This window comes from Campylobacter concisus (assembly GCF_902460845.1).
Taxonomy (GTDB): Bacteria; Campylobacterota; Campylobacteria; order Campylobacterales; family Campylobacteraceae; genus Campylobacter_A; species Campylobacter_A concisus_X.
Genome location: NZ_CABPVS010000004.1, coordinates 239,026 through 260,434 on the forward strand (window position 1 = coordinate 239,026; position 21,409 = coordinate 260,434).

General features: G+C 36.4%; 19 protein-coding genes and 1 pseudogene. 15 read left to right on the forward strand and 5 right to left on the reverse strand.

Going from position 1 to position 21,409, the window contains the following annotated elements; translation table 11 throughout:
• Positions 1 to 270 precede the first annotated feature (270 nt).
• The 3 genes from F3H00_RS06495 to F3H00_RS06505 are packed head-to-tail and all read right to left on the reverse strand — an operon-like array spanning position 271 to position 2,851.
• Complete coding sequence (locus tag F3H00_RS06495; RefSeq protein ID WP_103604243.1) at positions 271 to 1,626, reverse strand: cation:dicarboxylate symporter family transporter; 1,356 nt, start codon at positions 1,624 to 1,626, stop codon at positions 271 to 273.
• Between the two features lie 11 nt (positions 1,627 to 1,637).
• Complete coding sequence (locus F3H00_RS06500; RefSeq protein ID WP_148799267.1) at positions 1,638 to 2,132, reverse strand: peptidylprolyl isomerase; 495 nt, start codon at positions 2,130 to 2,132, stop codon at positions 1,638 to 1,640.
• An 11-nt stretch (positions 2,133 to 2,143) separates the two neighbouring features.
• Positions 2,144 to 2,851 (reverse strand): YebC/PmpR family DNA-binding transcriptional regulator, encoded by a 708-nt coding sequence (locus F3H00_RS06505; protein ID WP_021090734.1) that lies wholly within the window; start codon positions 2,849 to 2,851, stop codon positions 2,144 to 2,146.
• A 150-nt stretch (positions 2,852 to 3,001) separates the two neighbouring features.
• On the opposite strand from F3H00_RS06505, the gene F3H00_RS06510 reads away from it, so the two are divergent.
• From F3H00_RS06510 to F3H00_RS06525, 4 genes are read left to right on the forward strand one after another with little or no spacing between them, the layout of a single operon-like run.
• A complete protein-coding gene (locus F3H00_RS06510; RefSeq protein ID WP_148799269.1) occupies positions 3,002 to 3,556 on the forward strand; it encodes a GNAT family N-acetyltransferase in 555 nt (184 codons plus the stop codon).
• Positions 3,553 to 3,756, forward strand: a complete 204-nt coding sequence (locus F3H00_RS06515; protein ID WP_087579699.1) for a heavy-metal-associated domain-containing protein — start codon at positions 3,553 to 3,555, stop codon at positions 3,754 to 3,756. Before F3H00_RS06510 ends, F3H00_RS06515 begins: the two co-directional genes overlap by 4 nt.
• A gap of 1 nt (position 3,757) precedes the next feature.
• Complete coding sequence (locus F3H00_RS06520) at positions 3,758 to 5,935, forward strand: heavy metal translocating P-type ATPase (RefSeq protein WP_148799271.1); 2,178 nt, start codon at positions 3,758 to 3,760, stop codon at positions 5,933 to 5,935.
• A 3-nt stretch (positions 5,936 to 5,938) separates the two neighbouring features.
• The gene (locus F3H00_RS06525; RefSeq protein WP_103624982.1) at positions 5,939 to 6,478 is read left to right on the forward strand and encodes an oxidoreductase; all 540 of its coding nucleotides are present in this window, start codon (positions 5,939 to 5,941) and stop codon (positions 6,476 to 6,478) included.
• A 2-nt stretch (positions 6,479 to 6,480) separates the two neighbouring features.
• Here the strand turns inward: F3H00_RS06525 and F3H00_RS06530 are convergent, their stop codons facing one another.
• Positions 6,481 to 6,870: a hypothetical protein gene (locus F3H00_RS06530; protein ID WP_149703773.1), complete on the reverse strand. Its 390-nt coding sequence runs from the start codon at positions 6,868 to 6,870 to the stop codon at positions 6,481 to 6,483.
• 204 nt (positions 6,871 to 7,074) lie between these two features.
• Between F3H00_RS06530 and argH the strand changes: the two genes are divergently transcribed.
• The 4 genes and pseudogenes from argH to F3H00_RS10785 all read left to right on the forward strand — a co-directional run bounded on the left by argH (position 7,075) and on the right by F3H00_RS10785 (position 11,648).
• Positions 7,075 to 8,478: an argininosuccinate lyase gene (gene argH, locus F3H00_RS06535; protein ID WP_149703774.1), complete on the forward strand. Its 1,404-nt coding sequence runs from the start codon at positions 7,075 to 7,077 to the stop codon at positions 8,476 to 8,478.
• Positions 8,479 to 8,489: 11 nt separating this feature from the next.
• Positions 8,490 to 10,514: an AAA family ATPase gene (locus F3H00_RS06540; RefSeq protein WP_149703775.1), complete on the forward strand. Its 2,025-nt coding sequence runs from the start codon at positions 8,490 to 8,492 to the stop codon at positions 10,512 to 10,514.
• A gap of 462 nt (positions 10,515 to 10,976) precedes the next feature.
• Positions 10,977 to 11,255 (forward strand): annotated as a pseudogene (locus tag F3H00_RS10780) (methyl-accepting chemotaxis protein); the annotation flags it as partial.
• A gap of 84 nt (positions 11,256 to 11,339) precedes the next feature.
• Complete coding sequence (locus tag F3H00_RS10785) at positions 11,340 to 11,648, forward strand: CZB domain-containing protein (RefSeq protein WP_410369058.1); 309 nt, start codon at positions 11,340 to 11,342, stop codon at positions 11,646 to 11,648.
• Positions 11,649 to 11,688: 40 nt separating this feature from the next.
• Here F3H00_RS10785 and F3H00_RS06550 read toward each other — a convergent pair whose 3' ends face one another.
• Positions 11,689 to 12,042 carry a histidine triad nucleotide-binding protein gene (locus F3H00_RS06550; protein ID WP_021091047.1) on the reverse strand — a complete coding sequence of 118 codons (354 nt, stop codon included), beginning with the start codon at positions 12,040 to 12,042 and terminating at the stop codon, positions 11,689 to 11,691.
• A gap of 118 nt (positions 12,043 to 12,160) precedes the next feature.
• Here F3H00_RS06550 and pheS point away from each other — a divergent pair, with 118 nt between their 5' ends.
• The 7 genes from pheS (at position 12,161) to serA (ending at position 21,396) form a co-directional block, all read left to right on the forward strand.
• Complete coding sequence (gene pheS / locus F3H00_RS06555) at positions 12,161 to 13,156, forward strand: phenylalanine--tRNA ligase subunit alpha (RefSeq protein WP_148799279.1); 996 nt, start codon at positions 12,161 to 12,163, stop codon at positions 13,154 to 13,156.
• Positions 13,153 to 15,489: a phenylalanine--tRNA ligase subunit beta gene (gene pheT / locus F3H00_RS06560; RefSeq protein ID WP_148799281.1), complete on the forward strand. Its 2,337-nt coding sequence runs from the start codon at positions 13,153 to 13,155 to the stop codon at positions 15,487 to 15,489. Before pheS ends, pheT begins: the two co-directional genes overlap by 4 nt.
• On the forward strand, positions 15,486 to 16,763 hold the full coding sequence (aroA, locus tag F3H00_RS06565; RefSeq protein WP_148799283.1) for a 3-phosphoshikimate 1-carboxyvinyltransferase: 1,278 nt from the start codon (positions 15,486 to 15,488) through the stop codon (positions 16,761 to 16,763). Before pheT ends, aroA begins: the two co-directional genes overlap by 4 nt.
• Complete coding sequence (locus F3H00_RS06570) at positions 16,753 to 17,577, forward strand: 4-hydroxy-3-methylbut-2-enyl diphosphate reductase (RefSeq protein ID WP_148799285.1); 825 nt, start codon at positions 16,753 to 16,755, stop codon at positions 17,575 to 17,577. Before aroA ends, F3H00_RS06570 begins: the two co-directional genes overlap by 11 nt.
• Before the next feature lie 80 nt (positions 17,578 to 17,657).
• Positions 17,658 to 19,334 (forward strand): 30S ribosomal protein S1, encoded by a 1,677-nt coding sequence (locus F3H00_RS06575; RefSeq protein WP_148799287.1) that lies wholly within the window; start codon positions 17,658 to 17,660, stop codon positions 19,332 to 19,334.
• A 59-nt stretch (positions 19,335 to 19,393) separates the two neighbouring features.
• On the forward strand, positions 19,394 to 19,822 hold the full coding sequence (locus F3H00_RS06580; RefSeq protein ID WP_021090693.1) for a hypothetical protein: 429 nt from the start codon (positions 19,394 to 19,396) through the stop codon (positions 19,820 to 19,822).
• On the forward strand, positions 19,816 to 21,396 hold the full coding sequence (gene serA, locus F3H00_RS06585; protein WP_223155256.1) for a phosphoglycerate dehydrogenase: 1,581 nt from the start codon (positions 19,816 to 19,818) through the stop codon (positions 21,394 to 21,396). Before F3H00_RS06580 ends, serA begins: the two co-directional genes overlap by 7 nt.
• Positions 21,397 to 21,409: the final 13 nt, after the last annotated feature.

Below are 21,409 nucleotides of genomic sequence, written 5' to 3' on the forward strand. Positions count from 1 at the left end.
CTTCCAAATTCCAAGCTCAAGTATTACATTTGCAAATTTATTCTAGTAAGTAACAAAATATTAGATATTGCCAAATATATGAGTTACTAATAAAATTTTCCTATTACACTTAGCCTAGTTTTTTCTGTGCTTGAACCAAGTATCAAATATCATTTATTGTGCTACTGTTTTCTAAAAATTTTTATAGGTTTTAGGAGGAGATAGATTGCATAAATTTAGGGTAAAAAGAAAAAATAAGGGCAAAGTTGCCCTTATAGTTATAAATGTATATTATGAGTGAAAGTGAAATTCCTCTGGATGATCTAGTGCGTATCTAAATTTATCCATATCGACTTTTTTATCCCAGATAGAAACTATCATGCAACCAACAGCGTTACCGCAGAGATTACCAACTGCACGCATCTCTGACATAAATTTATCAACGCCAAGTAGCACAGCCACGGTGACAACTGGTATGCCAGTGCTTGGGAGTGCGCTTAGTGTGCCTGCAAGGACGACAAAGCCTGAGCCTGTCACGCCAACAGCGCCTTTACTTGTGATCATTAGCACGATTAGAATACTTATTAGATGCTCAAAACTTAGCGGGATGTTGAAAGCTTGCGCTAAGAAGATAACGCTTAAGCTTAGATAGATGTTGGTGCAGTCAAGGTTAAATGAGTAGCCAGTCGGGATAATAAGTCCAACTGCGCCTCTATTTATACCAGCTGATTCTAGCTTTTGCATAAGTGGCGCAAGAGCTGTTTCGCTCGAGCTTGTCGCAAAGACTACCAATACCTCTTTTGAAATAAAACGCATAAATTTAAAGACATTGATTTTTGCAAAATAGCAAATAATGCCAAGCACGACAAAAATAAAAAAGCAGCTCGCAAGTGCCATAACAACCAAAAGTTCCATCATGCCAAGAAGCGTTCCGATACCAAATTTGCCGATTAGATAAGCCATAGCCGAAAATGCAGCCACTGGGCTAAAGAGCATAAGCCAACTAAGAAGTTTTAAGACATAGTGCTGAATAAATTCAAGTGGCTTTAGGCAAGCTTGTTTTTTATCATGAGCTAGCAGCGAAAGTACGATGGCAACGATAATAGCCATGAAAAGTACTTGAAGTGTGTTTGATTTTATAAATGGATCAAGTATATGCACGTAAGGGAAAATATCATCTACTGGCACAGCACCTCTTAAAAGATGAAGTGTATGTGCTACAAATCCGCTATTTGCGTCCATATTTGCAGCTTGAGATGTAAATTTAGCTACACTTGATGCATCAAGCTGAGTGTAGTCAAGATTCATACCATGTCCTGGACGAAGTGTTTCGCCAAAGATGATACCAACAGCAAGCGCAAGTGTGCTAACTATCTCAAAATAGATAAATGCCTTTAATCCAATAGATCCAAGATCTTTTAGACTCTCGAGCCCAACGATACCTGAAACGATCGTTAAAAAGATAATAGGACCAATTAAAATTTTAAGTGCTTTTATAAAATAATCAATGCCTGGCTTGCTTGCTATACCAAGCTCAGGTGCGACCATGCCAACGATAACGCCACCAACAATACCGATCACAACCCAAAAGGCAAGATTGGTAAATAATCTTACAGCAAGATTTCCTTGCTTTTTAGCATTATTCATAAATTTCCCCTTTACAGGCTTTCTCTGATCTTAGCAGAGATGATCTTATCGCCTTGTCTTATAGCGTCAAGCACCTTTAGGCTCTCTTCATCAACGCATTTTCCAAAGACTGTATGCACGCCGTCAAGATGAGGTTGTTTGCTATGACAGATGAAAAACTGTGATCCGCCAGTATCACGCCCTGCGTGAGCCATGCTAAGGCTACCGCGCTCGTGTTTTACGTTTTGTTTATCGCATTCGCATTTTATTCTCCAGCCAGGACCGCCTGTACCTGTGCCATTTGGACAACCGCCTTGGATGACAAAATTTGGTATAACTCTGTGAAAATTTAGACCATTATAAAAGCCTGATTTTATCAAATGGATAAAATTTGCGACAGCTTGTGGAGCTTCTTCGGCAAAAAGTTCAAGTCTGATCTCGCCTTTGTCTGTCTCTAAAACTACAAATTTATCTTTTTTAAGTTCATCTAAATTTATATCATAAACTTTTAATTCATTAAAACGCATGTATTTCCCTTTTATTCGATATTTGTATAAACTGCTTGAACATCATCATCATCTTCTAGCTTATCAAGAAGTCTCTCAACCTCAAGCATTTGCTCTTCGCTTAGATTCACGGTTTGATTTGGTAAGTATTGAAGTGAAGCTTTTTTAACTACTAAATTTAGCTTTTCGATACCTTCATGAAGTGTGCCAAAATTTGCATAATCACCGTATACAAATAGCGTCTCATCGTCAGCCTCGATATCGCTTAGACCATAATCTATCAGCTCAAGCTCGATCTCTTCAATGTCTGCGCTTGGTTTTTCAAGCTCAAAAACGCTCTTTCTTGTAAACATAAAGCTAAGGCTGCCACTTGGTAAAATTTCTCCACCATTTTTGCTAAATATCGCTTTAACATTGGCAACCGTTCTTGTTGGATTGTCGGTCGCACACTCAACGATGATTTGCACGCCGTGAGCTGCTTTGCCGTCATAAAAAATAGTCTTAATATCGGCGCTATCTTTGCCATTTGCTCTTTTTATAGCTGCATCGATGTTATCTTTTGGCATATTTTCAGCTTTTGCCGCTGCGATAGCTGCGCGAAGTTTAGGGTTCATATCCGGATCACATCCGCCATCTTTTGCCGCTACTGTTATAGCCTTTGCAAGTTTTGGAAATACCTTGCTCATCTTATCCCATCTAGCTTCTTTTGCCGCTCTTCGGTACTCAAATGCTCGTCCCATAAATATCCTTAAATAAATTTTTTACGGATTATAACTAAAAAAATTTTATACTTTTTTAAAACATTTTTAGTTTGCCAGCCAAAGCGCCTAACTTTGTAAATTTAAAAAAATATTTGGTAAAAATTTAAGCTAAAGGCATATAATCATGCCATGATAAAAAATGCTCAAAAACAAGATGCAAAAATCTGCATAAAACTACTAAATTTAGCGATGGAGGACATCGCCTACAAGCTAAGTGGCTACGATGATCCTATTAAAAGTGATGAAATTTTAGAAATTTTTTTCAAAAGTGAGACAAATAGACTAAGCTATAAAAATGTCTTTGTTTATAAGCATAACGAGGAAATTATAGCTGCTATGTGTGCTTACTTTGGTGGCGACGCGGAGCAGCTTGATAGAGAAATTTCACAGCATTTAATGGCTCTTGGCAAAGATGACAAGGTAGAAAAAGAGTGTTTTGACGATGAGTTTTATATAGATAGTATCGCTGTTGATGAAAATTTTAGAGGCCAAGGGCTTGCAAAAGAGCTCATAAGGCATTCGTTTGTCAAGGCAAAAGAGCTAGGGCATAAAAAGGTTTCATTAATAGTAGATACAAATAAGCCAAAAGTTCGTAAATTTTACGAGAGTTTGGGCTTTAAATTTAATGTCAAGAAAATTGTAAATTTACATGAATACGACCATATGATAAAGGAGATAATATGAAAACATTTGAAGCAAACAATATCCACTGCCAAAACTGCGCAAACACTATAAAAAACGCACTTGAAGATGACTTTGGCAAGATAGAAGTTGATCTTAGCAAAGAGCCAAGACAAGTTAGGGTTGATCTTAAAGATAGTGAAGTTGAAAAATTTAAATCTGAAATGGCTGATCTTGGATTTGACGTTATAAAGGAGCTTTGATATGCCTTTAAAAGTCAAGCTAAATATAGCGGGAATGAGCTGCGTAAATTGCTCAAACGCTATCGAGAAAGTTTCTAAAAAGATAGATGGGGTGCTTGAAGCAAATGTAAATTTTGCAAATGCAAGCGGCGAATTTGTCCTAAAAGACGCTAGCGTGCGTGAAGTTTTAGAGCAAAAGATAAAAAAGCTTGGCTACTTTGTGGCGACAAATATTGATGAATTCGAAGCCAAAAGAGACGAGCATATAACTGCGATCAGAAATAAATTTATATTTGCATTTCTAGCGAGCATGGTCATCATGGCGCTTGAGATGTTTGTAAGGCCTAGCGTGATTGTAAATTTAGCCATTTTAGCGCTTGGCTTTTTGGTGCTAGCTTTTAGTGGCAAAGACTTCTTTGCTCACGCCATAGAGGCTGTTAAAAACAAAAACTACGATATGAACGTGCTTGTAGCTCTTGGAAGCGGCAGTGCATTTTTATACTCGCTTTTTGTTGTGATCTTTTCAGATTTCATCCCAGATGATCTAAAAAATGTCTATGTCTCGGGCGCAGCGATGATAATAGCCTTTGTTTTGATAGGTAAGTATCTTGAAGAGCGCTCAAAGGCAAAGGCAGGCGACTACCTAAAGACGCTACTTAAAATTTCGCCAAAGACCGCCTTTTTGGTCATGCCAGATGGACATAGTAAAGAGGTAAATGTAAATGAGCTAAAAGTAGGCGACATCGTCATCGTAAAAAATGGCTACAACATCCCAAGTGATGGCGTGATAGTTCAAGGTGGCGCTGAGATAGATGCTTCTATGCTTACAGGAGAGAGCTTGCCAGTTTATAAAGAGGTGGGAGATGGCGTATTTGCCGGCACTCTAAACACAAATGGCTACATAAGCGTCAAGGTGACAAAGAGTTCTTTTGAAAGCTTGCTATCTCAAATTTTAAGCTTATTAAGCGACGCTAGCTCTAAAAAGATGCCTATCGGACGGCTGGCTGACAAGATAGCAAACATCTTTGTGCCAAGTGTGGTGGCGATCTCAGTTCTTACATTTTTTATATGGATAATTTTTAGTGGAAATTTCGCCTATGCGATCTCTAGCGCGATCTGCGTGCTTATCATCTCATGCCCATGCGCACTAGGACTTGCCACGCCAATAGCAATCGTAAGCTCGCTTGCACGTGGTGCAAAAGCTGGAATTTTAGTAAAAAATCCAGAAGTTTTAGAGCTAATAAAAGATGCTAAATTCGTAGCATTTGACAAAACAGGCACACTTAGTAAAGGGCAAATCAGCGTCAAAAGCTCAAATTTAAGCGAGCAAGATTTAGCTCTTATCGCTTCTGCTGAAAATTTAAGTGAGCATCTCATCTCAAAAGCTATAGTTAGATATGCAAAGCAAAAATGTATAGATTTACAAAAGCTAAATGGAAAATTTCAAAATGTTGTCGGGCAAGGCATCATCTATGAGGATGAGAATAATCAGATAATAATCGGAAACGAAAAGCTGCTTTTGGCAAATGAAGTAAGTTTAAATCCGGATGAAAGTAACGCTATAAAAGAGGCTACAAACGATGGAAGCGGCGTCATACTTTGTGCTATAAATAAAAAATTTGTTGGTTTTTTAACGCTTAGTGATGAGCTAAAAGATGAGGCAAGCGATATTATAAACGAGCTTACAAGTCTAAATTTACAAAGCGTGATCCTCTCAGGCGATGACGAGAAAGTAGTTGCAAGCATCGCTAAAAAGCTAAATGTGAGTAAATATCATGCAAATATGCTGCCTGAAGATAAATTTAATGAGATAAAAGAGCTTACAAATCATGGTGGCGTTATCTTTGTTGGAGATGGCGTAAACGACTCACCATCACTTAAAGAAGCAAGTGTTGGTATCGCTATGAACTCGGGCTCAGATATAGCAAAAGGTGCTGGAGATATCGTGCTTATTAAAAATGATTTGCGTGGAGTGACTGGACTAGTTAGATTAGCAAATGCTACTATGGCAAACATAAAAGAAAATTTATTTTGGGCGTTTATGTATAACGTGATTTGTATCCCGGTGGCTGCAGGCGTGCTCTACCCTGTCTTTGGGCTACTTTTAAGCCCAGTTTATGGCTCAATGGCGATGTGTCTTAGCTCTGTTACTGTCGTTTTAAACGCACTTAGACTTAGATATCTACGACTTAAGGATTAAAATTTGAAACTTGGAGAACTTTATAGCGTTGTAGCGGCTGCGCTTGCTGCAAATTTTAGTGGCATTTTGGATGTTTCATCTTTTATGCGTATCAAAAAGACAAATGCGTGGATAACGCAGACTAATAGCGAAGCAAATAAAAAAGGCAATGAGCTTTATACCAAATTTATCAAAGATGAAAGTAGTGCTGCTTTATGTGACGATTTTGTCATTTTAAAGTCAAAATTTGAGGCAAGTTACTATTTTTCGTCTGCAAAAGATGATCTAGCTCAATTTTATAAGGCTATAAATTTTCAGCCAAAGATGGGCGAGGTTGATAGCATCTCAAATCAGCTAATTTTAATAGCAAATATTTTAAAAAGCGAAGCATCTAATGAGTCTATGAAACTTCTTGCAGCTTTTAGTGTCTCATTTTTCTTGCCTTATGCTAAACAGCTTTCAAGAGATATCCAAAAAGACGCAACTAGCAATTTTTATAAATCAATGGGATATTTTTTAGAGGATTTTTGCTTAGTTTTAGAAACTATTATTGGTAAGGCTTAGTTTTAAGCCTGTGCCATTTCTATCATTTGAGTTTTAATACTTAAAATGTTATTTTGAATGGCTGACTGCTCTAAATTTAAGTAATGAAGCATTTGCATAGAGTTACGATCTTTTAGGCTTTGGATACTTGAAATTTGATGTGAAATATCTAGCTTTTGCTCTTGTAATTTTTCTAAGTCTTTTTGTAACTGTACAGCACTTGCTTTATTAATAATTATAGGGGAAATTTTAGCATCCTCTCTTTGTTCTACATGTACTTCATTGCTTCTAACAATATCTTTTTTGTCATAGCCAGAAGATACTAGCATACTTGTTTTTGAGCTATTTGAAGAGATAGATGTATAGCCATCATGATAGAAAATATTTGAGTTCATATTCGCATCTATTTGCATATCATCTTTCCTCTTATAGATTATTTTTATTTTAAACTATCTCAATAGAAAATTAAAATAGTTTTTAAAAAGTTATATTTTGAATTATATTTCTATATCCTTAAAGATAAATTATATTTATAACTTTTTTGCAACTTTATAGTTAAAATACCCAGTTAAGTGCTATTTTGTTAAAATCACGCAAAACTAATCAAAGGTAAAGCTATGAAAGAAGAGAAAAACGCACTCAAAAAGATGTGGGAGGGAAGATTTAGCGAAGCTAGTTCGAAGTTGCTTGAGGAATTTAACGCTTCTATAAATTTTGATAAAAATCTTTTTGAAGAGGATATCGCTGGCAGTAAGGCACATGCTAAAATGCTAGGAATTTGCGGAATTTTGAAAAAAGATGAGTCAGAGGCGATCATAAAGGGGCTTGATGAGGTTTTATCTGAGATAAGAGCAGGTAAATTTGAGTTTAAGCTAGAAGATGAAGATATACACATGGCAGTTGAGAAGCGACTTAGCCAGATCATCGGCGCCGAGCTTGGAGGCAGACTGCACACAGCTAGAAGTAGAAATGACCAAGTCGCGCTTGATTTTAAATTTTACGTATTGAAGAAAAATTTAGAAATTTCTTCATGTATAAAAGAGCTCATCGCCACGCTTACAAATTTGGCAAAAAACCACAAAGATACGCTAATGCCAGGCTACACACACCTTCAACACGCTCAGCCAGTAAGCCTTAGCTATCACTTGCTAGCATATGCATTTATGTTTAAAAGAGATTTCGAGCGTTTTATTAGCTCATATGAGCGAAACAACCTAAGCCCACTTGGTTCAGCAGCCCTTGCAGGCACGCCGCACAATATAGATAGAACTATCGTTGCAAGTGAGCTTGGCTTTGCAGGTTGCACGCAAAATGCGATGGATAGTGTGAGTGACCGTGATTTTGCGCTGGAAATTTTATTTAACATTAGCGTTTTTATGACGCACGCTTCTAGGCTTTGTGAGGAGCTCATACTTTGGAGCTCACAAGAATTTGGCTTTGTAAGCATCAGTGACGCTTATAGCACGGGCAGCTCCATAATGCCACAGAAGAAAAATCCAGACGTTGCCGAGCTCATACGCGGCAAAACTGGGCGTGTAAATGGAAATTTAGTAGCACTACTAACTACGATGAAAGGTCTGCCACTTGCTTATAATAAAGATATGCAAGAAGATAAAGAGGGCGTGTTTGACAGCGTCTCAACCGTTTTAAGCTCAGCCACCATCCTAAATGAGATGATAAAAACAGCTAAATTTGACGAAAAAAACATGCTAAAAGCGACAAAAAATGGGCATCTAAGTGCGACTGATTTGGCAGATTATCTAGTGCGTGAAAAAAATATTCCATTTAGAACAGCACATTTTATTACAGGTAAAGCTGTTGCAAAGGCTGAAAGCTTGGGACTTGATTTAAGTGAATTAAACGAAGAGCAGCTAAAAAGTGTGGATGAAAATTTAGATGCAAATGCTATTAAATTTTTAGATCTTCACGCTTCAAAAGAGGCACGTTGTTCGCAGGGCGGCACGGCAAATAAAAGTGTGGAGGAGCAGATAGAAATTTTAGAGGCTTGGCTTAAAAATTAAGGAGTAATGAGATGATTGTTGGAATTTTATTAAAGAACTATAAAATATATGGAGGAGTTAAATATATACCAGTTACTACTAGTCATAATTTTACAGCATATATAGGTGATAATGGTGCAGGAAAAAGTTCAATTTTGGAGGCACTTGATACTTATTTTAATGACAGGGAATGGAATTTAACAAAAGGAGCAAGTACTACCGATGCAAACACACCATATATAGTAGTTATTCATCTATTAAAAAAAGATATAGTTAATAAAATTATTAAAAATTATGATAAAAATGATAATGAGCTAGCAGATAAAGTTAAAAAAATTAGTGAATATTTATGGAATTTTGAGCAGGTTGAGAATGATTTTAGAAGCAATAAAAGTCAAGAGCCTAAAAACTTAGTTAATGATTTAAAAAAAATTGATATTTTATATCGTGAAAGTCATTATTTAATTATTTCTGGTAATGCTCATAAGGATGATTATAGTGCATATTTTGGTTCTTTTGATAGTATTATTTCAAAATTATTTGAAATTAAATTTAATAGCCAAAAGGAAAGCGAAAATAAAGATTTTAGGGAACGCTTTAAGTATTTAAATCATATTGTTTGGGATTGTTATTCATATATTTATATGCCAGTAGAAGCTGGGATAGAGGAGTTTACAAAGCTTGAGACTGATAATATGCAAAAATTAATTGGTATGGATATTAGCACTAAAATAGAAAAAATAATTAAGACACCTTTGCAAAGTATAAATACAGATTTAAATGTATTTGTTAAAGAGTTGGAAAACGATCTTTTAAACCTTTATGCCTATAAGAGTCCTTCAAATAGAATTAATATTACGCCAAAGGAATTAATAGATAAAGTTATTGAGTTGTTTTTTTCAATAAGAGTTTTACATAAAATAGTTGATGGTAATAAAATAAAAGCTGACAGCTTAAGTTCTGGTGAGAAAAGGCAGGCACTTATAGATATAGCTGCGGCATTACTAGATAGTCAAACTATAGAACACAAAGAAATTATACTTGCCATAGATGAACCAGAGGCATCTTTAAATTTATCAAAAAATTTTGCTCAATTTGAAAAGTTAATAGAAATTTCGCAATATAAAGCACAAGTTATTGTGACTACTCATTGGTACGGTTTTCTCCCAGTTGCTATCAACGCAAATGCACACTTTCTGACAAAGAAAAACGCAAAAGATAGCCTTGAATTTAATTTTAACACATTTGATTTATATAATTATAGGGAGAAGTTGAAACAAATTAGAAATATGGACTATACTCAAATACCAAGCGATATTCAGCTTAAAAGTATTTATGATTTGGTTCAATCAATTGTTTCATCGGTAAGGCTTGATAAACCATATAATTGGTTGATTTGTGAGGGTAGCTCTGATAAAATTTATTTTGACTTCTATTTTAAAGATTTGGTGGAAAAGTATAATTTAAGAATATTGCCAGTTGGCGGGGCATCTGAAGTCATAAAAATTTATGATTATCTAAAATTGCCAATGTCAGAAAAAGATAACATAAAGGGTAAAATATATTGTTTAATAGATAGTGACGGTAAGAGAGAGCAACTTATTTGTGATAGTAAATGTAAAGACCATATGGTAGCGAAAAGAATTTTAAATAAACGTAATGATCAAAAAACGTCTTTGGTTGATGTAAGTAGCAATGATTATGAAATGAAAACGGAAATAGAGGACTGTTTGGATGGTGTCGTTTTTATTGAAACATTAAAAACATATACCGAAGACCAAAATATCGTCGCCATACTCGAAGATGAAAAGAATTTTAAAGACAAGTCTCTAAATTCGTATTTTTGTTTTAACTTAAAACCAAGTGATATAGAAGTATTAAAAAAATTCTTTGATCAAGATAGTGGACATAGAAAAATAGAATTTGCTGAAAGATATGTTGAAATAGCTAAAAATAATAATTCAAAATCCAAAAATCCAGATTGGATTGATGAAATTAAAAAGTGGTTTAAAGAGAAAAAAAATATAAAACAAAATTTAAAATTTACAAGCATCTAGTAAAAATTTAAATATAATTACGCAAAATCTACAAATTTTAAAGGATGAAAAATGTTTTTTGATGGCAAGAATAAAGAGCTTTCTAGTAAAAATGAAGCTTTAGAGAGAGAAAATGAAGCTTTAAAGGCTGAAATTTTAACACTTAAAGAGGAGCTAAAAAACGTTAAAACTTGTGAGCCAAAAGAGCAAGCTAAGGATAAGCAAGAGGCTGTAAATTTATTGCTTTCAAGTTATCAAGATGGTATAAATTTCTTGCAATTAACAATGGAAGAAAATCTAAAAATGCTTGAAAGTATAAATGGACTAAATGAAAAAACTTTCAAAGAGACGGGCGAACTCAAGTCCCAAACGGCTGAAATTTTAAACTCGATCGAGCAAGTAAGCCAGATGAGCAATGACCTTTCAAATGACGCTTCTTCGCTTAATGGAAGCGTAAATTCGATTGCTGAGATTATAAATTTAATTAAAGACATCTCAGATCAGACAAATTTGCTAGCTCTAAATGCTGCTATTGAGGCGGCTCGTGCTGGTGAGCATGGACGAGGTTTTGCAGTCGTGGCAGATGAGGTTAGAAAGCTAGCTGAACGTACCCAAAAAGCAACTCTTGAAGTAGAAGTAAATATAAATGGCCTTAAACAAAGTGCAAACACGATGATCGAAATGAGTGAGAATTTCTCAAAAATTTCTGCAAATGCTATGAAAATTTTAGGTGGATTTGAAGGAAATATCTCAAGCGTAAATGCAAATACGCAAAATATACTAAATCAGGCTCTAAATGTTACAAATGAAGTCTATGTAAGCAATGGAAAAATAGATCATATAAATATGAAGCTAAATGGATATAGAGGTGTACTTTTAAATGAATTTAACAAAATTCAAGATGTTCATGAGTGTAGATTTGGCAAATGGTATGAAAAAGATGTGAAAAATACTCTTGTAAAAGATGCCAAAATTCTCTCAAGTATCGCAGCTCATCATGAAAATGTTCATCATGGTCTAGAAAAAGCGATGGTTATTTTTGCTGATAAAGACAAAGGAAATCTACCTGGCGTTGAAATATTAAAAGATGTCGAAAACTCAAGTAAAGTAGGTTTTGAAGAGTTGCTTGAAGCTATTAAGGCTGCAAGAAAATAAAATCTTAGACTCATGCTTTGAGTCTAAGATTTATAAGTTATTAAAATGTGCTTTGTGGATCAGCTACGCCTTCGCTCCAGCCAAGCTTAGCTCCGCCAAGCAGGTGAAAATGTAGATGCATAACTTCTTGACCGCCGTTTTCACCGCAGTTTGTGATGAGGCGGTATCCGCTCTTATCAACGCCCATTAAGGTCGCTACTTCTTGGATAAATTTTGTCATCTCTCCCATTAAGACCGGATCCATCTCTTGGAAATTTTTATAGTGTTTTTTTGGGATGATTAGGATGTGGATCGGTGCTTTTGGATTTATGTCGTTAAAAGCTAGAAATTTCTCGCTTTCAAGCACTTTGTTGCAAGGGATTTCACCAGCTACGATCTTTTCAAATATGGTCATTTTAGCTCCTTTGAAATTTTGCAAAATTATATCAAAGTGTGCTTAAATTTCGTGCTCTTTATCTTGATTTTAACTCTTTTTCTATAAAATCGACTCAAAAATTTATAAAGGTAAAAAATTGCAAGATTTCGTTAATAAAATCAAAAATGAAATTTCAACGCTTGATGATTTGGAAAAAGTCAGGGTAGAAATTTTTGGCAAAAAGGGCATCTTGGCGCAAGGCTTTGCAAAGCTAAAAGAGCTTAGCGAAGATGAGAAAAAGGAATTTGCAGCAAATTTAAACAAGCAAAGAGATGAGCTTGGTGCGCTAATAGAAGCTAAAAAGGCTGAGCTTAGCGAGCAAGAGATAGATAACAAGATGAAAAAAGAAGCTGCTGATATCACGCTATTTAATGAGCCTGTTGCTAGCGGAGCACTTCACCCTGTGATGGCCACGATGGATAAGATAATTGAGTATTTTTTAGCGCTAAATTTCTCACTTGAAACTGGACCACTGATAGAAGATGATTTTCACAACTTTGAAGCGCTAAATTTACCAAAATACCACCCAGCAAGGGATATGCAAGATACATTTTACCTAGATGATTTTAGACTTTTAAGGACGCATACGAGCCCAGTTCAGGTGCGAACTATGCTAAGCCAAAAGCCGCCTATTCGTATGATAGCGCCTGGCACGGTCTTTAGACGTGATATGGACTTAACGCATACACCGATGTTTCACCAGGTCGAGGGCCTTGTGGTGGAGGATGCCGAGAAAGTTAGCTTTGCAAATTTAAAATCAATGTTAGAGGGCTTTTTAAAGCACATGTTTGGCGACGTTGAAGTGCGTTTTCGCCCTAGCTTCTTCCCATTTACGGAGCCTAGCGCAGAGGTTGATATTAGTTGTATATTCTGCCACGGCAAGGGTTGCAGGGTGTGCAAGCAGACTACTTGGCTTGAGGTGCTTGGATGCGGAGTCGTTGACCCAAATGTATTTAAGGCAGTTGGCTATAAAAATGTAAGTGGATACGCTTTTGGTCTTGGCGTTGAGAGATTTGCGATGTTGCTTCATAGAGTGCCTGATCTAAGGTCGCTTTTTGAGGGAGATTTAAGATTGTTGGAGCAGTTTAAATGATAATTTCAAAGCATTGGTTAAACGAGTGGATCGACCTTAGCGACGTTAGTGGCGAGACACTTTCAAAGACATTAAATTCTATCGGGCTAGAGGTTGATAGCTATAAAGAGATAAATTTACCAAAGAGTATTGTGGTTGGCTACATAAAAAGTAGAGAGAAGCACCCAGATGCCGATAAACTAAGCGTTTGTCAAGTGGATGTTGGTGGAGAGACGCTTCAGATCGTGTGTGGAGCTAAAAATGTTGAAGCTGGTCAGTTTGTGCCAGTTGCACTTATTGGCACGACTATGCCAAATGGTCTTGAGATAAAAAAAGCAAAGCTAAGAGGTGTTGAGTCAAGTGGTATGATCTGCTCTTCAAGTGAGCTGGGACTTCCAAAGGTAAACGATGGAATTTTGCCACTTGATGAGAGTATCGGCAAGCTAAAACTTGGTACAAGTCTTAGCGAATTTGAGATATTTAAAGATACGATAATCGAAGTTGATGTCACAGCAAACAGGGGCGATTGTCAAAATTTACATGGGATCGCAAGAGAAATTTGTGCAGCGCTTGATCTAAATATGAAAGATAGCCACGAAGACGATGAAAGCGAAAATTTACTAGGTATTGGCAGAATAGCTTCTGTACGAGCAGAGGATAAAGTAAATGGGTCATTTTTATATAAGGCTTTTGAGCTAAAAGAAGGACTATATGAAAATTTAATAACTCGTATGCGTCTAGCATTAATAGAGTGTCAAAAGACGAATTTAGTTGAGAGACTGCTTGAATACGCGACATTTTGCACGGGCGTTTTATTTAGAGCTTATGATCATGCTAAACTTGCAAGTGAAGGCGAAAAGGCTGTTTTTGATATAAAAAATGGCGAAAATGGCGAATGTGTCGTTTATTGCGGGGATAAAAATTTAGGCATTGCTGGAATTTACCAAAGTGACGTAGCAAGAGTAGATGAGAAGTCAAAAGTGATCCTAGTAGAAGCTAGCTACGTAAAGCCAGATATTGTTTCAAAAGCTATTTTTGAAAATAAAAATTTACCAAAGGGTGATCAAATTTATCGCTCAAGTCGTGGTAGCGAGCCAAATTTAGCTTATGGAGCGGATTATTTATTTAAAAGACTTGCTAATTTTAAAGATGCTCTAAATCTCTTTGCTGGCTCACAGCAGTCGCTTTTAAACACCGAGCCTATAACACTAAGTATCTCTCTTTTTGAGCTTAAAAATATGATTGGTCAAGATATAGCTAGAAATGATGTCGTTAAAATTTTAAAGAAACTTGGCTTTGAGATCGCAGTAAATGTTGAGCAAGAAAGCTTTAACGTAAAAGTGCCGTTATTTCGCCATGATATCGTAAATTCGCATGATATCTGCGAGGAGATCGTAAGGATAATAGGTATAGATAATATCGCCTCAAAACCACTAAATTTCTCTGAGAAAAATAGGCTAAATAAGACATATTTTGACTATAAAAACGCCCTAAATTTAAGGCGTAGAGCAGCCGATAATGGCTTTTTTGAAAGCGTGCACTATGTCTTTGATAGTGAGGACGAGCTTAGTGAGCTAAATTTTAAACCATGCAAAGTTAAGATACTAAATCCTATAAACAACGAGTTAAACACGCTTAGACCGACACTTGTTAATCACCTTCTAAGTTCAAGCGAGAAAAATATTAAAAATTCTAAACGCTCAGTTAGACTTTTTGAGCTTGGAGAAATTTTTGATGAAAATGCAAATCAGGGCCTAAATTTAGGCTTTGTTGTGTCTGGACTTTTAAAAGAGCCGACTCTGATAAACGGTGCAAAGGGCGAGGAGGCAAATTTCTATGCTTTTGCTTTGATGGTGCAAAATGTCATAGGCAAATTTGAACTAAAACCTTGCCAGGGCATCTCATATCTTAGTCCATACGAACAAGCACACATCTATCAAAATGGCGAAAATATTGGCTATATCGGTAGAGTTGACGCAAGAGTTGAGGCAAAGAGAGATCTGCCAAGAACTTACGTCTGCGAGATTGATTTTACTAAGCTTAAATTTGAACCAATTTTGGCAGTGCCTTACTCAAAATTCCAAAGCACTACAAGGGATCTTAGCCTCATCGTGCCTGAAAATTTCGAGGCTGGACGAATTTATGAGTGTATAAGAGGGCTAAATTTAAAAGAGCTAAAAGAGTTCTTGCCGGTTGATATCTATAAAGATGCGAAACTAAATGGCTTGATCAGTCTTAGCCTTAAATTTACATTCCAAGATATGGAAAAAACGCTCGAAGATGACGATATAAACGCGCTTATGGATAAAATTTTAAGCGAGCTAAAAGAGAAACTAAATATTGGAATAAGATGAGAATTTATCCATTAGAAAAAAATCTAAATTTAACTATTGACGACATCGCAGCGGATAAATCCATCTCGCATAGATGCGCGATTTTTTCGCTTTTGAGTGATAAACCATCTCGCATTAGAAACTACCTAAGAGCTGGCGATACGCTAAATACCTTAAAAATAGTCCAGCTTTTAGGCGCAAAAGTTGAGGACAATGGCTCTGAAATAACGATCACACCGCCGCAAAAGATAAAAGAGCCAAATGAAATTTTAGAATGTGGCAACTCAGGCACAGCGATGAGACTTTTTATGGGATTACTAGCCGCACAGGATGGCTTTTTCGTACTAAGTGGCGATAGATATTTAAACTCACGTCCAATGGCTAGAATAGCAAAACCTCTAAGCGATATGGGTGCAAAGATAGATGGTGCAAATAACGCAAACAACGCTCCTCTTTGCATAAGAGGGACAAAATTTGAAAGATTTAGTTTTGAGAGCAAGATCGCCTCAGCTCAGGTAAAAAGTGCGCTTTTGCTGGCAGCTCTTTACTCAAATGGCTGCAAATTTAGTGAGCCAGAGCTAAGCAGAGACCACACTGAGCGTATGCTTGCTGGCATGGGAGCCGATATAAAGCGTGACGACTTAGAGATCACGCTAGAGCCGATGAAAGCCCCACTTGCGCCACTTGATATAGACGTACCAAATGATCCAAGCTCTGCATTTTTCTTTGCGGTCGCAGCACTTATCATTCCGGGTTCACATATTATTTTAAAAAATATCTTGCTAAATAAAACTCGCATCGAAGCTTATAAAATTCTAGAAAAAATGGGAGCTGAGATAAAATTTTACAAAATTTCAAGCAAATATGAAGATATCGGCGATATCGAGGTCAAGTACTCACCAAACTTAAAAGGTGTAGAAGTTAGCGAAAATATCTCGTGGCTCATTGACGAAGCTCCAGCTTTAGCCATCGCATTTGCCTGCGCTAAAGGCCAAAGTAAGCTGATAAATGCCAAAGAGCTTCGTGTAAAAGAGAGCGATAGGATAGCCGTCACGATAAATGCGTTAAAATCATGCGGTGTCGAGGCAAGTGAGCTTGAAGATGGTTTTATCATAAATGGCTCAGAGGCTAAATTTGCCACGATCGATAGTCACGGTGATCACAGGATTGCGATGAGCTTTGCTGTACTTGGACTAAAGTGCGGCATGCAGATAGAAAAGAGCGAATTTATCGCCACTTCGTTTCCAAATTTTGCTGAAATTTTAAAGAAAATGGGAGCTAGAGTTGAAGATTGAGCTTGCTAGTAGTTATGGATTTTGCTTTGGTGTAAAAAGGGCGATAAAGATTGCTGAAAATGCAGGAGATGCTGCGACCATTGGGCCACTCATCCATAATAACGAAGAGATAAACAGGCTTGAGAAAAACTATAATGTAAAAACGCTTGAGGGCATAGACGAGCTAAAAGATGAGAAAAAGGCGATCATCCGCACTCATGGCATTACTAAAAATGACCTTGCAGAGTTAAAAAAGACAGATATAAAAGTGATCGACGCAACTTGCCCATTTGTGACAAAGCCACAGCAAATTTGTGAAAAAATGAGCGAAGAGGGCTATGATGTGGTGATCTATGGTGACGTGCACCACCCTGAAGTAAAGGGCGTGAAGTCATATGCCAAGGGTAGTGTCTATGTCGTGCTTGAAGAGAGCGAGCTAGAGGGTATTAAATTTAAGCAAAAGGTCGCTCTTGTTAGCCAAACGACTAGAAAAGTCGAGAAATTTATGCAGATCGCAAACTACCTTATGCTTCACGTAAAAGAGGTGCGTGTTTTTAACACTATCTGCAACGCAACTTTTGAAAACCAAGAGGCTGCTAAAAATTTAGCAAAAAGGGCTGATGTGATGATAATAATCGGCGGAAAAAATAGCTCAAATACAAAACAACTCTATCTAATATCTAAAAATTTCTGCGAAGATAGCTACCTGATAGAAAGTGAAGAAGAGCTTGAAAAGTCATGGTTTGATGGCAAAAATTTGTGTGGCATAAGTGCGGGTGCTAGCACGCCTGACTGGATCATACAAAAAGTCGTTGACAGAATCAAAAAAGTATAAAATTTATCCTAGCTAAAGCCACAATTAACTATAATAAGCCAATTTGCCTCTACTGGCATAATAAAATTTAAAGGATCAAGATGGCTGTGAACAAAAGTGTTCAATTAGGAAAAGCAAAAGACGAAGATATTGAAGATATCGATTTTGCTGCGATGTTAGAGGAGTCTTTTAAAAAGACTGAAGAAGATAGTGACGCAAAAATCGTCAGTATCAATGGTGATGAGGTTTTAATCGACGTTGGCAAGAAGTCAGAAGGCATTTTAAATGTTTCTGAGATCACTGATGCAAACGGCAACCTGACGCATAAAGTTGGCGATACGATCAAAGTTGTAATAACTGGATCAAGAAATGGAAGACCTATAGTGTCGCACAAAAAAGCACTTAGAAAAGAGAAAGTTAAAGCTTTTATCGAAGCTTACGATCCTGAAAATTCTGGCGAAATCGACGTAAAAGTAGTTGGAAAAAATAAAGGTGGTTTTATAACTCAAGATGTAAATGGCGTGGAATTTTTCTTACCAAAAACTCACAGTGGCTTTAAAAATACTGAAGGCGTAATTGGTAAAACATATAAAGTAAGAGTTATAAAAATTGATAAAGAAGAAAATAGCATAGTTGTCTCTAGAAAGAAAATTTTAGATGACGACCGCAAAAAGCGCAAAGAAGCTCTATCAAGCATAGTAGAAAACGATAGCGTTATAGAGGGCACAGTTAAAAAAATCACAACTTATGGTATGTTTGTTGATGTCGGCGGAGTTGATGGGCTTGTGCATTATAGTGAGATAAGCTATAAGGGCCCAGTAAATCCTAGCTCACTATATAAAGAAGGTGATAAAGTTTTAGTTAAAGTTATCAGTTATGACAACGAAAAACGCCACTTGTCTTTATCTATCAAGGCAGCTACTCCAGATCCTTGGGAAGAGATCATAAATGATGGGCTAGAAGTTGGTGACACTATCAAAGTTACAGTTAGCAATATTGAGCCTTATGGCGCATTTGTTGATCTTGGAAATGATATTGAAGGATTTTTGCATATATCTGAAATTTCATGGGATAAAAATATCAAAAATCCAAAAGATCACATCAATGAAGGTCAAGAGATTGATGTTGAGGTTATCGAGATAGATGCAAAAGGACACCGCCTAAGAGTAAGCCTTAAAAATTTACTTCCAAAGCCATTTGATGAGTTTAAAGCTAAATTTAAAGAGGGTGACGTAGTAAAAGGCGTTGTGACAACTATCACAAATTTTGGTGCATTTGTTAGAGTGGGTTGCGTTGAAGGCTTATTGCACAATGAAGATGCATCTTGGGATAGAAACGATAAATGCAAAGACATGTTTAAAGCTGGCGACGAGCTTGAAGTAAAAATCATCAAAATTGATAGCGCTGAACAAAAAGTTTCACTCAGCCTAAAAGATCTAAAACAAAGTCCAGTTCAAGTATTTGCTGATAAATTTAATGTAGGCGATATCGTAAAAGGAACAATTCGCGACATTAAAGACTTTGGCGTGTTTGTAGAGCTTGGTGATAACGTTGATGCGTTGATCCGCAAAGAAGATTTAGGTAGTGTAGATGTTAGTACACTTAAGATCGGCGATGAGATCGAAGCAGCTATCGCATTTATCGATGAGAAGAAAAATAGAATTCGCCTAAGCATACGCCGTTTAGCAAAACAAAAAGAGCGTGAAGTGTTAAATGAGATCAATGATAACGATGATAAAGTAACACTTGGCGATATTATAAAAGAACAATTACTTTAGTTTAAATGGGCAGACGCGTACTTTTATTAGTAGTTGTCCTGCTATTTGTAATATTGGGTTTGGTTGGAATTTCTCTTGTTAAATTTGCAAGTGTAAATTTCAGTCAAATACCTGAAGAAAATATCACAAATGAGCAAAATTTAACCAAAAATACAACTAGCAATATTAACTGGATGAGTGAGCTAGCAACTATTAGAAAAAGAGATTATGTGCTGCCTGTAAATGAAATTTTTATAGAATACAACCGACCCAAAATAGAAAAACCAAAGATTACTGCATATGAGCTTTTGATAGATAAAAATGATATCTATTCAATGTTTTGTTTGATGCAGACTTTAAGAAAAAGTGAGGTCGATTTTACTGTTGTAAAAGATGGTGCAAAAAGCCAGATATTTTTAAATACTCAAGACTCTAAACTTCTACAAAATATCATTTTAGAACTAAGAGTTTATGATATCCACTCAAGTGTGAGAGAGGTAAAATTATGAAAACTATCATTGTTTGTGATGCGATACATCCAGTAGGTTTTGAACTTTTAAAAAAAGAGCAAGATATAAATGTAATAGACGCAGTTAATACTCCCAAAGATGAACTTTTAAAAATTTTAGGCGAGGCTGATGTTGCTATAACAAGAAGCTCAACTGAAGTAAACGAGGCCTTTTTAAACGCTGGTAAAAAACTAAAAGCTATTGTTAGAGCTGGTGTTGGTGTAGATAATGTCGATATAGAAGGATGCTCAAGGCGTGGCATAATAGCTATGAACGTTCCAACTGCAAACACTATTGCTGCAGTTGAGCTAACAATGGCGCATATGCTAGCTTCAGCTAGATCTCTTGAATACGCTCATAATGATCTAAAGCTAGATAGAATTTGGAAGCGTGAGAAATGGTATGGGGTTGAACTTTTTAAGAAAAAGCTTGGCGTGATCGGCTTTGGAAATATTGGCTCGAGAGTAGCCGTTCGTGCAAAAGCTTTTGGTATGGAGATCATCGCTTATGATCCATATATTGATCCATCTAAAGTTATCGATATGGGCGGTACTTATACTAAAAATTTTGATGATATTTTAGCATGTGATTTTATCACGATACATACGCCAAAAACTAAAGAGACGACCAATATGATAGGCGCTAAAGAGATCGCAAAAATGAAAGATGGCGTAAGACTTATAAACTGCGCTAGAGGTGGTCTTTATAACGAAGAAGCGCTTTATGAAGGACTAAAAAGTGGCAAGATAGCATTTGCCGGTATTGATGTTTTTACAAAAGAGCCAGCAACTGATCATCCACTTCTTGATCTAAACAATGTAAGTGTCACACCGCATCTTGGAGCAAATACACTTGAGTCACAGCGAAATATCGCAGTAGAGGCAGTCGAGCAAGCTATTTTAGCAGCTCGCGGTATAAGCTATCCAAATGCGTTAAATTTACCTATAAAAACAGAAGATCTACCGCCATTTGTTGAGCCTTATATCGATCTTACAAGCAAGATGGCATTTCTTGCTGCACAGATAAATAAAAGCGTTATCAAGGCCATTCGTATCGAGACTCACGGTCAGATTAGCGAATATGCAAATTCAATGCTAACTTTTGCAATCGTAGGTGCTTTAAAAGAGAGTCTTGGTGATGCGATAAATTACGTAAATGCTAAATTTTTATGCGATGAAAAAGGCATAGTGACTGAAACTAGCCTTGGTGGAGATAGTATTTTTAAAAATAAAATCACTGTTCGCTTAACTACTGAAAATGGTATTGTAACCGTAGGTGGAACGGTATTTGGTGAAAATCAGCAACGTATCGTAACGATAAATGGCTTTAAGACCGACTTTAAGCCAAAAGGCAAGATGATCATCTTTAAAAACCATGACGTGCCAGGCGTTATTGCTCAGATTAGTAAAATTTTAGCTGATGAAAAGATTAATATCGCAGACTTCCGCCTTGGTAGAGATGATCACAATATGGCACTTGCTGTTATCTTGGTTGATGAACATATAAAAGCAGAAACGTTAGAGAGGCTAAACGCACTTGAAGCTTGCGTTTGGGCTCAATACGCAGTTATATAAAATTTTGAAAGGA

Bases quoted from the DNA above. Each gene is read 5' to 3' on its own strand.
- F3H00_RS06495 (WP_103604243.1), bottom strand. From the start codon at position 1,626: ATGAATAATGCTAAAAAGCAAGGAAATCTTGCTGTAAGATTATTTACC.
- F3H00_RS06500 (WP_148799267.1), bottom strand. From the start codon at position 2,132: ATGCGTTTTAATGAATTAAAAGTTTATGATATAAATTTAGATGAACTT.
- F3H00_RS06505 (WP_021090734.1), bottom strand. From the start codon at position 2,851: ATGGGACGAGCATTTGAGTACCGAAGAGCGGCAAAAGAAGCTAGATGG.
- F3H00_RS06510 (WP_148799269.1), top strand. From the start codon at position 3,002: ATGATAAAAAATGCTCAAAAACAAGATGCAAAAATCTGCATAAAACTA.
- F3H00_RS06515 (WP_087579699.1), top strand. From the start codon at position 3,553: ATGAAAACATTTGAAGCAAACAATATCCACTGCCAAAACTGCGCAAAC.
- F3H00_RS06520 (WP_148799271.1), top strand. From the start codon at position 3,758: ATGCCTTTAAAAGTCAAGCTAAATATAGCGGGAATGAGCTGCGTAAAT.
- F3H00_RS06530 (WP_149703773.1), bottom strand. From the start codon at position 6,870: ATGCAAATAGATGCGAATATGAACTCAAATATTTTCTATCATGATGGC.
- argH (WP_149703774.1), top strand. From the start codon at position 7,075: ATGAAAGAAGAGAAAAACGCACTCAAAAAGATGTGGGAGGGAAGATTT.
- F3H00_RS06540 (WP_149703775.1), top strand. From the start codon at position 8,490: ATGATTGTTGGAATTTTATTAAAGAACTATAAAATATATGGAGGAGTT.
- F3H00_RS10785 (WP_410369058.1), top strand. From the start codon at position 11,340: ATGAAGCTAAATGGATATAGAGGTGTACTTTTAAATGAATTTAACAAA.
- F3H00_RS06550 (WP_021091047.1), bottom strand. From the start codon at position 12,042: ATGACCATATTTGAAAAGATCGTAGCTGGTGAAATCCCTTGCAACAAA.
- pheT (WP_148799281.1), top strand. From the start codon at position 13,153: ATGATAATTTCAAAGCATTGGTTAAACGAGTGGATCGACCTTAGCGAC.
- aroA (WP_148799283.1), top strand. From the start codon at position 15,486: ATGAGAATTTATCCATTAGAAAAAAATCTAAATTTAACTATTGACGAC.
- F3H00_RS06575 (WP_148799287.1), top strand. From the start codon at position 17,658: ATGGCTGTGAACAAAAGTGTTCAATTAGGAAAAGCAAAAGACGAAGAT.